The sequence below is a fragment of the Chitinophaga alhagiae genome (assembly GCF_003568665.1).
Lineage (GTDB): Bacteria > Bacteroidota > Bacteroidia > Chitinophagales > Chitinophagaceae > Chitinophaga > Chitinophaga alhagiae.
On sequence record NZ_QXMH01000004.1, the window covers coordinates 56,164 to 71,382 of the forward strand.

A 15,219-nucleotide genomic window follows, 5' to 3' on the forward strand; every position below is an offset into this window, starting at 1 on the left:
TGATACCTCTTATACATTTATTATTACCGGATTTCAACTACGATCTATGAATAAATTTTACACGCTGTTATTATCCTTCCTCTTCGTGATAGGATTTGGTTCTGCACAGGCCCAGACAGGTATATTGGACCCCAGTGATCCAATTGTGGAATATAACCCCTCCTCCCCTCCTGCTGTACCCAACTGGGGCATTCTCTCCAAATGGGTCAGGACCAACCGGCTTAGCTGGAATTCTACTTCCTACAAAGCCTACTACTACAAAGGCGTTCACTTCCGGCTGAAGTTCCCCAAATCTTACCAGCACGGTGTGAATGACGGTAAAAAGTATCCCCTCATCATCTTCTGGCATGGCATCGGAGAGAAAGGCACGGTGTATGATAACGAATACTCCCTGCTGCACGGTGGTGAACTGCACCGCAACGCGGTAGACAATGGCCAGTTTGACGGCTTTTTGCTCTACCCGCAGAACATTGGCGGCTACTTTGGTAACGTACAGTTTGACGCTGTGCGCGATCTCATTTATGAGCACCTGGTACCTGAAGTGAAGGTAGACCAGTTCCGCATTACAGAAGGCGGCCTTTCCGGTGGCGGCGGCGCCACCTGGGATTTTATGATCCGCCACCCCAAGGTAGTAGCGGCGGCTACGCCCATCAGCGCCTCCAACGCGGCGCTCACCAACAGCCTGCAAACCTGGAAGTTCATTCCCGTGTGGCTGTTCCAGGGCGGTAGCGACGTAAACCCTTACCCCGCTTCTTCCCAGGGCGTGTATAACGCGGCCATGGGCGTAGGCGCCAACATGAAGTACAGCGAGTACGCCGGCTTCGGCCACGGCTGCTGGTACCAGGCATGGGGCGAAGCAGATTATTTCCCCTTTGCCAACCGCGCGCACAAGGCCAACCCCTGGCCTTTATTCGGCAGAACTGAATTTTGCCCCGGAGACCCCATTAACGTAACACTGGGCGTAACCGCGGGTTTTGACCAATATGAATGGCGGAAGAACGGCGATGTGATACCCGGCGCCACCGGCAACACGCTAACCGTTACGTCCATCGGCACGTACGATATGCGTTTGAGGGATGGCTCCACCTGGTCTCCCTGGTCTCCCATACCGGTGCAGATCAAGATCAAAACGCCTACCGTAAGCCCTAACATCAGCCTGGCAGGCCTTTCCAGCAAAGTGCTCCCCGCGCTTGACGGGAAAGACAGCGTAGTGCTGCAGGTACCGGCCGGTTATACCTCCTACCTCTGGAAAAAAGCTACAGACGGTATTACCCTGGGCACCCAGCGTACCTTTACCGCCAAAGATTCCGGCCTGTACGTAGTGAAAGTGACCGAACAGTTCGGTTGCTCCAGCGAGTTCTCCGTTCCTTTCAAAGTGGTGAAAGCAACCGGTGTACCCGCTCCCCCGCCGGCCAGCAGCCTGCAGGCAAAAGCTACTTCACAAACACAGGTGCAGCTGGACTGGAGTGACAACCCCAACCCGGCCAACAACGAAACTGGTTTTGAAATTTACAGGGGCGAAGCCGCGGGCGGCAGCTATAAACTCATCGCCATCACCGCGCCCAACGCCACTGCCTATACAGACAACGGGCTCAACCCCAATAAAACGTATTACTATGTGGTAAGAGCGGTGAACGAGAACGGCGCCGCCCCGGCCAGCAATGAGGCCAGCGCCATCACGCAGCTGGATACCACGCCGCCCACCGCCCCCGGTGCGCTCACGGTAACCTCCAAATCCCGTACTTCCGTAGGGCTGTCATGGACGGCTTCTACAGACGATGTAGGGGTGAACAAATATGATATTTACATCAACGGCAACAAGGTATACACCCTGCCCGGCACACAGACATCTTTCAATTGCACCAACCTGGTACCCCAGCAGTCCTACAACTTTGTAGTGAAAGCCAGGGACCTCACCGGCAACGTGTCTCCCGCCAGCAACCAGGTACAGGCCAGCGCTGTGATGAGCGGCCTGAACTACAAATACTACCATGGCTCTTTCGATGTACTGCCTGACTTCAACACGCTGACCCCGGTAAAAACCGGCAATACGCCCACGGCAGACATCAGCGTGAGAACGCAGGGCGACAACTTTGCTTTCCTCTGGGAAGGTTATATCAACATCCCCGTTACCGGCAACTATACGTTTGAAACGTACTCTGATGACGGCAGCAAGCTCTACATCGGTACTTACAGCCACACGGCTACCGCGGTGGTGAATAACGACGGCCTGCACGGTTCCCAGTACAAGGAAGGTACCAAATACCTCACCGCGGGCGTGCATCCCTTTGCGGCCACCTTCTTCGAAAAAGGCGGCGGGGAAGAAATGAAGATCTACTGGAAAAACACCGCACATGGTGTAGGCAGCCGGCAAGAAATACCTGCCAGCGCCTTCATGGAGCAGGCGCCGCCGCTGGGGGCCAAACCCGCTGCGCCCACCAACATCCTGGCCACTGCCGTGTCTTACAGCAAGATCAACCTGACCTGGAACGACAACAGTGCCAACGAGACCGGTTTCGAGATCTACCGTGCCGCCAGCCTCGCCGGGCCATTCAACATCATTACTACCACGGCTGCCAACGCAGCGTCTTATACAGACAGCCTGCTGCAACCGGCCACTACCTACTACTACAAGGTACAGGCCATCAACAGCAACGGCAACTCAGGCTTTGCCGCTGCGGAAGCAGGCGGCCTCCAATACGGGTACTACGAGTTCTCTGACATTACCCAGCTGCCCAACTTCAACAACCTCACCCCGGCAGAGACCGGCGCTGTTGAGAATGTAACGCTGGATGTGCGCAACAGGGAGAATAACTACGCCATCAAATTCAGCGGCTTCATTACCATCCCCACCACAGGCACGTATACGTTCTATACCGCCTCTGACGATGGCAGCAAGCTGTACATCAACACCTTCAACTCCAACGGCCAGGTAGTGAATAACGACTACCTGCAGGGTACCACCGAACGCTCCGGCACCAAACAGCTCAACGCCGGTGTATACCCGATATACATTACCTTCTTCCAGCGTACAGGCGGTGCGGAACTGCGCGCCAGCTATGCAGGCCCCGGCATTGCCAAACAGCAGATACCCAACGCGGCGTTCGCTAACCCGCGCATGTCCGCTACCACGCTGCCGCTGCCCGCTGCCCCGGCTGCACCCACCGTGCTGACCGCGGCTAACGTGCAGGCTAACCAGATCACCCTGCAATGGAACGACAACTCCGCTACAGAAACTGCTTTTGAAGTATACCGTTCTGTAGGAGACAACTCCAACTTCAAGCTGCAGGCTACCGTAGACAGCAGCAGCGCTGCCACCGGCGTGTATACAGACGCGGCCCTGTTCGCCAACGTGAACTACTACTATAAAGTAAGGGCCCTCAACATTGGCGGCAACTCCGCGTTCAGCAACGAGATCAGCGCGCTCACGCTGAACAACCCGCCCGTGCTCAACGATCAGCCGAACCGCTTCATGCGGTACGACGCACAGCTGTCCGTACCGGTAATAGCTACCGATGTGGATGCCGAGCAGATCACCCTGGCGGTAACCAACCTGCCCGCATTCGGCTCCTTTGCTGATAACGGGGACGGTACAGGCACCATCCTGTTCAGCAACCCCGGCGTGCAGGATACTTACGGCAATATCACCATCACGGCAACAGACCAGCATGGCGGTGTTACCAGCAAAGTGTTCCAGCTCACGGTGAACGCCAACTACAAACCCATACTGGGCGCTATATCTAATACCACCCTCAGCGAAAACGCCACTGCGCAGGTGAACCTGGCCGTAACGAATGATAACGGCACGGACGATCTTACCTGGACGTACACCAACCTGCCTTCTTTTGCAACGGTAGTGTCTAACGGCAAAAACTCGCAGGTAACCCTGCACCCCACCTTTGCAGACGCGGGCACTTACAATGTAACCGCAAAAGTGGCAGACAACATGGGTGGTGACGATACCAAGAACTTCACCATTGTGGTGAACGATGTGAACCCGAACTTCTTTGTGTATGTGAACTTCAACGGCGCCGTATATGATGCGCCCGCGCCCTGGAACAACACCAAGAAGGCGGCTATGGGCCTGAACACCACTATTACCGATCTGAAAGATCACAACGGCAACAACACCGGTTACGGTATCAAGGTGATCACCCCCTGGAACCAGATCAACTGGGGCAGCAACCTGTTCAACGGCGGTATGTATACCTACCAGAACTCAGGCGTGTTCCCTGACAACGTGATGGTAAGCTCCTTCTGGACCACCAATGTGAAGCAGACCTTCCAGGTAACCGGCCTGAACCCGAACTACAAGTACAACTTCACCTTCTCCGCCAGCCGCAACGCCACAGGCAATTATACCGCGGACTACAGCATCAACGGCACCACCGTGTCTCTGAACGCTTCCATGAACACTACCGGGTCCGTGACCATCCCCGGCGTGTCTCCGGATGCCAACGGCATTGTTCCGGTAGACCTGCAGGCCCCCACCGGCTCACTGGCAGCGCACATTGGCGGCATGAAGATAGAAGCGGTGTTTGATGACGGTACCGCACCGGTGAAACCCACCAACTTTGCGGCCCGCAATACAGACAACGGCATCAGGCTTTCCTGGAAAGACCTGGCTTACAACGAGACCAAATACGAAGTATACCGGTCCACCTCCGAGAACGGCACCTATGAGCTGCTGAACACCAGCGGTTTCAACGCTAACGACACCGCTTATACAGATGCCACTTCCGCGGCCAACGTGCAGTACTACTACACCATCCGCGGGGTGAACGCCGCAGGCGCTTCCGGTTATACAGACACCATTGCCATCATGGGCGAGAACAAACTGCCCCTGGTAAGCGCTATCACCAGCGTGAACCTGAAAACCGGCGATGTACTGAACATTCCGCTGTCTGCTTCAGACAGCCCGGGTGAAACCCTCACCTTCAGCACCACCGGCCTGCCGGCATTTGCAACGCTCAACAACACCGGCAACGGTACCGGCAGCATAGACCTGGCGCCCACCAATACCAGCATCGGCAAATACACGGTAACGGTAACCGCTACAGACAGTTATGGCGGCAAAGGTTCCCAGACCTTCACCATCAGCGTAAGGGACAAGAACATCACCTCCATTTACGTGAACTGCAACGCGGTGAACCCCGAAGGCGCTCCGTGGAACAACTTCAACACCCATCCCATTGCAGGCCGCGCTATCACCAACATGCTGGATGAAACCGGCGCAGCCAGCGGTGTTACCATTACCCTGGTAGACGCCATGACCGGCTCCAGCATCTTCGGGCCCATCACCGGCGATAACTCCGGCGTATACCCAGACAAGGTGATGAACACCCTGTACTTTGAACAGTCTGCCACGCCTAAACGCATCAGGCTGTCTGGCCTCTCCGCCGCCAAGAAGTACAACCTCGTGTTCTTCGGCAGCGAAGGCAACGTATCAGATAACAGGATGACTGTTTACACCGCAGGCGGCCAGTCTGTACAACTGCAGGCAGCCAACAACACCGCCAACACGGTGCAGTTGAACGGTCTTGTAGCAGACGGCAGCGGTAACATAGAGTTTACCGTAAGCAAAGGCGCCGGCGCCCTCTACGCTTACCTGAACGCACTGGTAATACAGTCTTACGTAGAAACCGCCACCCCGCTGACCCCGGATAACCTGAAAGCCCAGGGCAAGTCAAGGACCTCCATCCAGCTGAACTGGAGCAACAAGGCCAGCAACGTGACCGGCATTGAAATTTACCGCGCCGCCACGCTCAACGGCACCTACAGCCTGGTAACCACCGTAGCGGCCAACGCCACTTCTTACCTGGACAACAACAGGAGCGAGAACACCCGCTACTATTACAAGATCAGGGCCAAGAACAACAGCAACTTCTCTGACTACTCGGCTACGGCCAGCGGCAGCACGTTGAGCCACTCTATTTACATCAACTTCAACGTGAACAACCCCGCCGGCGCACCCTGGAACAACACCAACCAGCTGCCGAACGTGGGTCAGAACATAGGCCAGACGCTGGAGAACATGAAAGATGATATGGGCAACCCCGTAAGCACCGTGATGTTCATCCACCGCAACTTTACCGGTACCATCCCCAACGGCATGAACACCGGCAACAACTCCGGTATCTACCCGGATGCGGTACTGTCTGTTTGCTACTACGTAGACAAGGGAGATACCGCGGGCATCACCTTCTCCGGCCTCAACCAGTCTATGGCCTACTCCTTCATATTCTTTGCCAGCCGTCAGGGCGGTGGAGATAAAGTAATAGGCGCTTACACCATCAATGGCAAAACCGTTGAGCTGAACGGCCAGAACAATATCAGCGAAACAGTGCGGATAGATAACATTGTTCCGGACGAAAACGGTGAGATACGCCTCAGCATCAACGCAGCGCCCTCCGGCCAGCTGGGTTACATCAACGGCCTTGTGATAGAAGCAGCTTCCAGGCCGCAGCCTGAAGAAGGGCAGCAGGGCAGCCAGGGTATGATGATGGCAAGGAACAGCGGCGCCGGCAGCAATGCCAATGTAGCGCTGGTAGACCATCAGCCCAACACCGGCGGCACCGATCATATCACCATTGAGAACGCTTACCCGAACCCGGCTACGTCATTCATGAACCTGCTGGTGAAAAATGACGGGAAAGCGGAAAAAGTAGTAGTGAAACTGTTTGATGCGTCCGGCAGGATCATCATGGCCAAACCAGGCCTTGAGCTGCCCACCGGCACCCAGTTGCTCCGCGTTGATTTCAACCAGGGCATACGACCGGGCATCTACATCCTGCAGATCGCTACACCCGATAACAGAAATGTGAAAGTGATCAAAGTGATCAAGCAATAACGTTAATCCGGCTACTAAAAAATCCGGTTCACGAACCGGATTTTTTAGGGCCCGTTAAGTTAAAATATTTTATACTTTAAAGAATCCTTCAATATGGATCTGATTTATCTGTTTAACTCACTAATGCGCAGGAAATGGCTGATCATGATCAGCAGCGTGCTGGCGGTTGCAATCGCATTTCTGTTCACTATGAACCAGGAAAAGCTATATCGTTCATCCGCACAAATGGCCACGGGTTTCACAACAAGTGATCAGGTAAAATTGAAGGATGAGAACTTCAACATCATTGAAATTGATGTAAAGTTCAACAACGTGATCGAAGCGCTCCGCTCCACCAAGGTACTGAGCATGGTGGCCTACAACCTGATGCTGCATGACCTGGAGAGCCCGGACAAGGCTTTCCGCCAGCTCTCGGAAGAAGACAAAAAGAAAGACGGCTTCCGCAACATCAGCAAAGACGCCGCGGTGAAGATCCTCAAAGACAAGTACACCCACGAGAAGCTGCTCAGCTCCTACAACCCGGATGAGAAGAAAGTGCAGGAGCTGATGAAGGTGTATGAGTATGACCTGGAAAGCATCCGGAAAATGCTGTCTGTAGGCCGCATCCAGAAAACGGACTTCCTGGACGTTCAGTACTGGTCTACCAACCCCGAGCTGTCTGCCTACATGGTGAACGAAGTGTGCTCGGAGTTTCTGCGGAGCAATGAGTCTGCCCGTTCCCAGCAGAACGTACAGTCTATCCAGACCATGGAAAAGCTGGTAGCCCAGAAAAAGGCGGACCTGGACGAAAAGATCAATAACCTGCGTACCATGGGCGGTATAGACGTGTCTGTGGAAAGCTCTACCAAGCTGGAGCAGATCAGCTCCCTGGAAAGCCGGATGACGGAGGAACAGAACACCCTCAACAGCGCCACCCTTTCCCTGCAGCAGCTCACCAAACAGCTGGCCGAAATGGAGCGTACCAATGCCCAGACCGCCAGCGCCTCCAGCGCCGCCTCCGCGGAGCTGAGCAAGCTGCGCACGCAAATGAACGAGGCCAACCAGGAGTATATCAGCAAAGGCGCCAAAGACCAGGAGCTGTATAATAAATATACAAAGCTGAAAGCCGCCTACCGGGACAAGCTGAACAGCCTGGCCACCAGCGCCACCCCAACGGGTACCATTACCAAGGCAGACCTGCAGCAGAAACAACGCGAGCTGGAGCTGCAGGCCAATACCTCCCAGCAGAACATTGAGACCTACCGCGCAAAGATACGCGAGCTGACCAGCAGCGTGGGCGCGGCCGCCAGCCGCAGCGCCACCAACCTGGCCCTGCAAAAGGAAATGAGCATTGCGCAAACCGAGTATGAGAACATCAAATCCCGGTACGACGCCGTGATGAACAACACCATTGTACCGTTAGACAACTTCAGGCAAATACTCTACGGCCAGCCCGCCGCCGAGGCCGAGCGTTCCAAGCGGCTCATCATACTGGCGCTGGCCGGTATGTGCATGTTCGTTTTCTGCTGTATTGCCATCATCTTCCTGGAATATGTGGACGTATCTATCAAAACACCGTCACAGTTCCTGAAAACCGTTGGCCTGAAGCTGCTGGGCGTGGTGAACAAGGTGAACATGAAGAAGCAGCCTATTGCGGACATTTTCGACACGGAGCAGAAAAAAGACAACCAGGCCGTTACCTTCCGCGAGCACCTTCGCAAGCTGCGCTTCGAGATAGAGAACAAACAGCACAAGATATACCTCTTTACCAGCGCCCGCCCGCGCGAAGGGAAATCTACCATTATCAAGGCGCTGGCCCACAGCCTGAGCAAAAGCCAGAAGAAGGTGCTGATCATAGACACCAACTTCATCAACAACACCCTTACCCGGGAGTTTGAGGCCAAGCAGGAGCTGGAGAGCTTTTCCGCCGCAGGCAAATACGATTACAAGGAGATACAGGGCATCATCACCCCTACCGGCATTGAGGGGGTAGACATCATCGGCTGCCAGGGTGGAGACTATACGCCGGCGGAAGTGCTGGGAGACGAGAACCTGCTCAACAACCTGGCTCCCCTTACGGCGGCATATGACTACATCCTGATGGAAGGCGCGGCGCTCAACGTACGGTCAGACAGCAAGGAGCTGCTGAATTTTGCAGACACCATGATCTCCGTAGTATCCGCCAAATCCACCATCAAACAAACAGACAAGGAATCTTTCCAGTACCTGCAAAGCATGAACGGGAAATTTACCGGTGCGGTGTTGAACTGCGTAAACAAGGAAAATATCGATATGTAGGCAGCATGGCACTGAAACTCATCAATACAGACACTTTGCATAACAACCGGCTGGCCTGGATAGATTACACCCGCGGCATTGCCATTATACTGGTGGTGTACCGCCACGTATTTGAAGGCATCTCCCGAACGGGTACCCCCACGGCGGATGTCAGCTACCTGGAGCATGCCAACATCCTGTTCTATAGTTTCCGCATGCCGCTTTTCTTCATCCTGTCCGGCCTGTTCGTAGGCAGAAGCCTGAGCAAAAGGACCGTTGAAAAGCTGGTGGCCACCAAGTTCAACATCCTGCTCTACCCCTACTTCCTCTGGTCTGTATTGCAGGTCACCCTGCAGCTGGCGCTGAGCAACTATGTGAACGCGGACCGCTCCCTGGCGGATTACGGGTACATCCTGTTCTTTCCCCGCCACATAGACCAGTTCTGGTACCTGTACGCGTTATTCAACGTATCTGTATTGTACATTTTCACCCGCCAGAAGCTGAAGCTGCACATCTGGCAGCAACTGGTGCTGGGCGCGGCCATGTATCTCCTGTCCGGCTACTTCAGCCAGCAGCAGATAGACCTCGGTTTTGTAAGCGACATCCTGCACTACTACCTGTTCTTTGCGCTGGGAGACCTGGTGTCTGGCCGCGTGCTGGACCAGGCCAACTTCAAATATTACGCATCCTGGAAAACATGCCTGCTCCTGCTGCCTTTTTTTGTGGCCGGGCAGGTGTACTTCCTGCAAACAAACCTTACGCATAACAACAACATGTACGTGGAAACCTGGCAGCCCGTGCTTTTTGCGCTGATAGCCGTTACAGGCTGCGCTTTTATGTGCATCCTGTCTTTTCTGCTGCAGCGTTACGGTACATTGAAGGTACTGCGGGTGGTGGGTTACCATTCCCTGTACATCTATGTATCTCACGTGCTGGTGGCCTCCGCGGTGCGGATGGTGCTGATGAAAGTGCTGGGTATTACCAGCGTGCCCCTGCTGCTGGCGCTGGGGCTGGCGGCAGCCATTATAATACCCATGATCATATACAATATTGCCATGCAATGCGGCGCCTGGTGGCTGTACAGCCTGGAGCGGCCTGCCGGCAGAAAAGAAAAGCTGCTGGTGCAGAACGGATAATTGTAAAACAGTTTTTTTGAACAAACAGCGATGAGCGAACAGAAATATACCTACTGGCTGAGATCCGGCATTTACAGTGGCCTCCAAAAGGCGGCTGTGTTGCTGTTCGGTATCGGCAGCGTGCTTGTGCTGACCCGCACGCTTCCCATCGCGGACATGGGTACCTGGAACCTCTTCCTGATATTTACCGCCTTTATAGAAGTGATCAGGCATTCCCTGATCAAGAACGCGGTGATCAAGTACCTCAACACGTCAGACAAGGCGGAGCATGCGGCCATACACAGCGCGTCTTTTGCGCTCAACTGCATCACCACCCTGGTGATCCTGCTGCTGATCGTAGCGTTCATAGGCCCTGCCGGCCGGTTGCTGAAAGCCCCTTCCCTGGCGGGTACCATGTACTGGTTCCTGCCGGGCCTGCTGCTGCTCATCCCCTTTTCACATTTTGAATGGGTGCAAAATTCCAACGCGGACTTCAAAGGCATTTTCTGGGCGTACCTCTTCAGGCAGGGAACGGCTTTCGGGCTCATCATCATCAGCCTGCTGGCCGGCGTGCATATCAACCTGACGTTGCTGGCCATCTATTACAACGTTGGCATTCTCTGCGGCGCGCTGGTATCCGGCCTGTTTGCCCGGAAGTACCTTACCGGCCGCACAAAAATAGACCTGGCCTGGACGCGGAAGCTCTGGCATTTCGGCAAATATGTGTTTGGCACCAATATCAGCGCTTCCGTTTTCCGGAATACAGACCAGATGGTGATCTCCTACTATCTTTCTACCGCCTCCGTAGCGCTGTACGGCGTATGCCTGCGTATTTCCAACCTGGTAGACGTGCCGTCTCAGGTGCTGGCAGACATCCTTTTTCCCAAAAGCGCGCAAATGATGGAGAACGGCAACATGGAAAAAGTGAAGTTCTATTACGAAAAAGCGGTAGGCGCCGTACTGGCCATAGGCCTGCCGGTAAGCCTGGTGGTACTGCTGCTGCCCAGGCTGGTGCTCTACATCATAGCCGGACCGGAGTACCAGGTGGCCGCCCCCATTTTGCAGATCACCATGCTCTACGGCCTGTTCCTGCCCTTTATCAAACAGTTCGGCACCATTATGGACTCTATTGGCCTTCCCAAGACCAACTTTGCGGTTACCACCATTACCGCGGTATGCAACATATTTATCTGCTGGGCCTTTACCCGGTACTTTGGGCTGATGGGCGCCGCATACGGCACCATGACCTCCTATGGTATCTGTTTCCTGATCACCCAGGTGATCCTGTACAGGAAAATAGGCAGCAGCCTCTCCAATACATTCCGGCACATGATACTTTTCTACCCCGATATAGTGTCTGTTTTACAACAAAAAATTCTCTTAAAATGGAAAGCAAGATGATTAAAGGACGGGATATTCTTGTGGTGGGCCTTCAGCCCTGGGACATTGCCATTGGCAGTAACTGCAAGAACGTGGCGAAAGAGCTATCGCAATTCAACCGCGTATTGTACATCAACCGCGCGCTGGACAGGATCACCCTCATACGTTCCAAAAATGACCCCAAAGTACAGACCCGCCTCAAAAGCCTGAAAAAAGAAACCGATGACATCAACCAGATAGGCCCCACCTTCTGGACGCTGGACCCGCGCACCATCCTGGAATCTGTGAACTGGATACCTTTTGCGCCGGTGTTCGACTTTGTGAACCGGATCAACAATAAAAGAATGGCCCGCCAGATCAACCAGGCCCTTGACCGCCTGGGTTTCAAGAACGTGCTGCTCTTCAACGACAACGAATTTTACCGCGGCCAGTACCTCACCGAGCTGCTGCCTGCCGTTACGGACTGCATTTACTACAGCCGTGACAATATAGCTACCCATCCGTTCTTTATACGCCATGGCAAACGCCTGGAGCCATCGCTCATGCGCAAGGCCACCATGGTAGTGACCAATTCAGACTACCTGGAAGATTACGGCCGCAGGCACAACCCGGAAACGTACAACATTCTGCAGGGCTGTGACTTTGAGCGCTTCTTCCCTTCCACCCCTTTTACCCGGCCCGAAGAAATGGCCGGCATACCCGGGCCTATTATCGGGTACATGGGCGCGCTCATCGTTTCCCGGCTGGACATCAAGATACTGGAACATATTGCCGCCAGCCGCCCGCAGTGGAGCGTTGTGCTGGTAGGCCCGCAAGACGGTACTTTCCGCAAAAGCCGGCTGCATAAAATGCCCAACGTGTACTTCCTGGGCAACACTACGGAAGTAAGGGTGCCCCAGTTCATCCAGTTCTTTGACGTATGCCTCAACCCCCAGCTGGTAAACGGCATGACCATCGGTAACTATCCCCGCAAGCTGGATGAGTACCTGGTGCTGGAAAAACCGGTGGTGGTAACCGAAACGCTGGCCATGAAAATGTTTGACGGCTACATCTACCAGTGCAAAACAAAAGAGGACTATGTGGAGAACATTGAAAAGGCGCTGGCGGAAGATCCCAACAGCGAAATGCGCAAAGCCCGCAGGGAATTTGCGCTGACGCACACCTGGGAAACCAGCCTTGGTAAAATGACAACACATTTCCAGGCATTAAAACAGGCACAATAACCTTTCAGATATGTCAGATAACAGGTTCAGCAACGACAGTATACAGGAAATCATGGTGGGCGTATTTGTGGCATTCACCATGGTGTTCCTATTCTTTAAAATGTTATTCTTTTAAACATCACAGGCGTGAACTACCCGTCCCTTCAGAAAAAACCGGGCATTTTCCAGATGCTGGGCAGGCTGGTAAAGCAGCAGATAGCCGAAAGGAGGCTTCACTCCGTATTGGGCTATACCCTGCTGGGGCTGGTGGCCACGGCCATTGCATTTGCCGTGGCAAAAATAGACGAGCGGCTGGGCATTGTGATCATTGCCGGCCTGCTGGGCGGCACCGCCGCCTTTATATGCCTGTTCAATACCAAGCTGGGGTTCTACCTCACCATTATAGTGTCTTTCTTCATGTTCTTTGCGAACCGCATGATGCATGACGCTTTGCCGGTGGGCGCCGCCATAGATGTGATGATACTGTTCACCTTCATCGGCATCTACTTCCGCAAGACCATGCTGAAGGAAAAATACTGGCAGCACTCCAGGAACCCCATTACGGCCGTGTATTTTCTCACGCTGGCCTACCTGCTGGTACAGGTGTTCAACCCGTCTATGGACTCTGTGGCGGGCTGGGTATTTGCCATCCGGAAGTTCATCAACTTCCTGATGATCTTCTATATTGCGCTGCACATATTTGACAGTTACGACAATATCAAGGAGTTTATCAAACTATGGCTGGGCCTTTGTTTTGTGGCCGGGCTGTACGGCTGCTTCCAGGAGTGGCACGGCCTGCTGGGCTTTGAGGAAAGGTGGGTGAACTATGACCCGCTGCGGTACAAGCTGTATTTCCAGGCCGGGCATATGCGCAAGTTCTCCATCCTGTCAGACCCTACCGCCTTCGGCATATTGATGGCAGACGCGGTAATATTCATACTGGTGCTGATCATGGGCAATATTACCCGCAAAATGCGCAATACGCTGCTGGTGCTCCTGGTACCTATTGTGCTGGGCATGGCCTATTCCGGTACGCGTACCGCCAACGCCATGCTGCCCGCCGGGCTGATCATTTTTGTGCTCATGACCATTACGAGCAAAAAAACGCTGGCTTTCACCATCGCAGGCGTGGTGGTGTTCATTGTGGTGCTCTTCGGGCCATTCCACAACCCTACTATTCAGCGCGTACGCAGCACCTTCATGCTGTCTGAAGACGGCTCTTACAACGAAAGGGACATTAACCGGCAGAGTATACAACCTTACATGTTGCGCCACCCCATCGGGGGCGGCCCTTCCACTTCCGGCATGATGGGGTTGCGGTACAACCCGCACCATGTGCTGGCCGGCTTCCCGCCAGACAGCGGTTACCTACATACGGCCATAGAGCTGGGCTGGGTAGGCCTGGCGCTGACCTGCCTCACCTATTTTATTGTGATGTGGACGGGTATCCGGAATTATTACCGGAGCCGGTCGCCGGAAATAAAGGCAGTATACCTGGCCGTGCTGGCCGCCCTTTACGGGTTCATGATAGCCAACTATGCACAGGTGGCCATTGGCCAGGTGCCGGGATGCTTTTTCTTTTTTGCCATGCTGGCCATGCTGGTCAAGCTGATTACTTTCGACAAAGAACCAGAACTACAAAAAAATAACAATTCAAGTGTATGAAACAGACACTCCTTACATGCTGTATTGCATTGATCGCAGCAAGCCTGCACGCACAATCTACGCCGGGCGTCACCTACGGGGTGCCGAACGCGGTGTACGATTCCATCATGAAAGCCCGCCTGCCGGAGCTGGTGATGAGTAACCCCGAACTGAACATTACCGAGCTGGAAAAAGCCAAGACCCGCTCGGAAGTAACCAAAGCAGGCGCGGCCTGGCTGAACTATGTAACAGGCAGCGTCAACATTAACGACGTAACTACAGGCGCCTTCCGCAAAAACAACCCGGAGCTGGCCAACCTTTATTACCCGCTGTGGAACATTGGCGTTACCGTGCCCCTGGGCTCCCTCATCAGCAAACCGGCAGATGTGAAAATAGCCCGCCGCAACAACGATATTGCGCAGGAACGCCGCGTGGCCATGGAAAGGCTGCTGAAACGGCAGGTACTGTCCATCTTCGAAGAGTTCCGCATGAAACGGGACCTGCTGGAGAAACAGGATGAACTGACCGAAGAAAGCCAGGCCGCCATGGAAACGGCTGAAGTAAGGCTGGCCGGCGGCACCGGTTCCGCGCAGGAATTTGCCACCGCCCGCAATGTGTATTACGATCACATGGCCCGCCAGCGAATGCTGCAGAAAGAAAAAGACGTGGCTGAACTGGAAATTGAAGAATTGATAGGCATGCCCATGGAAAATGTAGTGGCTAACAAATAAAATGTTCAAAGAATACAGCATGAGATCAGTTTTATTCGCCT

Annotated in this window: 7 protein-coding genes; all 7 read left to right on the plus strand. The window is 54.1% G+C overall.

The genetic code is table 11. The features are described from left to right. The first annotated feature begins 46 nt into the window (after positions 1–46). The 7 genes from D3A97_RS19505 to D3A97_RS19535 all read left to right on the plus strand — a co-directional run bounded on the left by D3A97_RS19505 (position 47) and on the right by D3A97_RS19535 (position 15,178). Positions 47–6,850 (plus strand): fibronectin type III domain-containing protein, encoded by a 6,804-nt coding sequence (locus D3A97_RS19505; RefSeq protein WP_119080234.1) that lies wholly within the window; start codon positions 47–49, stop codon positions 6,848–6,850. Between the two features lie 93 nt (positions 6,851–6,943). Further along, positions 6,944–9,127: an exopolysaccharide transport family protein gene (locus D3A97_RS19510; protein ID WP_119080235.1), complete on the plus strand. Its 2,184-nt coding sequence runs from the start codon at positions 6,944–6,946 to the stop codon at positions 9,125–9,127. Positions 9,128–9,132: 5 nt separating this feature from the next. Continuing rightward, a complete protein-coding gene (locus D3A97_RS19515) occupies positions 9,133–10,242 on the plus strand; it encodes an acyltransferase family protein (RefSeq protein ID WP_119080236.1) in 1,110 nt (369 codons plus the stop codon). A gap of 30 nt (positions 10,243–10,272) precedes the next feature. Next, entirely contained in the window at positions 10,273–11,622 is a 1,350-nt protein-coding gene (locus tag D3A97_RS19520) for a lipopolysaccharide biosynthesis protein (protein WP_119080237.1), read from the plus strand. Continuing rightward, complete coding sequence (locus D3A97_RS19525) at positions 11,607–12,824, plus strand: glycosyltransferase family protein (RefSeq protein ID WP_119080238.1); 1,218 nt, start codon at positions 11,607–11,609, stop codon at positions 12,822–12,824. The genes D3A97_RS19520 and D3A97_RS19525 overlap by 16 nt, the downstream gene beginning before the upstream one ends. A 126-nt stretch (positions 12,825–12,950) precedes the next feature. Continuing rightward, positions 12,951–14,468, plus strand: coding sequence for an O-antigen ligase family protein (locus D3A97_RS19530; protein ID WP_119080239.1), 1,518 nt, complete (start codon positions 12,951–12,953; stop codon positions 14,466–14,468). After that, the gene (locus D3A97_RS19535; RefSeq protein WP_119080240.1) at positions 14,465–15,178 is read left to right on the plus strand and encodes a TolC family protein; all 714 of its coding nucleotides are present in this window, start codon (positions 14,465–14,467) and stop codon (positions 15,176–15,178) included. The genes D3A97_RS19530 and D3A97_RS19535 overlap by 4 nt, the downstream gene beginning before the upstream one ends. The last annotated feature ends 41 nt before the right edge of the window (positions 15,179–15,219 follow it).

Excerpts from the sequence above, each read along its gene's own strand:
- D3A97_RS19505 (WP_119080234.1), top strand. The coding sequence starts at position 47 with ATGAATAAATTTTACACGCTGTTATTATCCTTCCTCTTCGTGATAGGA.
- D3A97_RS19510 (WP_119080235.1), top strand. The coding sequence starts at position 6,944 with ATGGATCTGATTTATCTGTTTAACTCACTAATGCGCAGGAAATGGCTG.
- D3A97_RS19525 (WP_119080238.1), top strand. The coding sequence starts at position 11,607 with ATGGAAAGCAAGATGATTAAAGGACGGGATATTCTTGTGGTGGGCCTT.
- D3A97_RS19535 (WP_119080240.1), top strand. The coding sequence starts at position 14,465 with ATGAAACAGACACTCCTTACATGCTGTATTGCATTGATCGCAGCAAGC.
- D3A97_RS19520 (WP_119080237.1), top strand. The coding sequence starts at position 10,273 with ATGAGCGAACAGAAATATACCTACTGGCTGAGATCCGGCATTTACAGT.
- D3A97_RS19515 (WP_119080236.1), top strand. The coding sequence starts at position 9,133 with ATGGCACTGAAACTCATCAATACAGACACTTTGCATAACAACCGGCTG.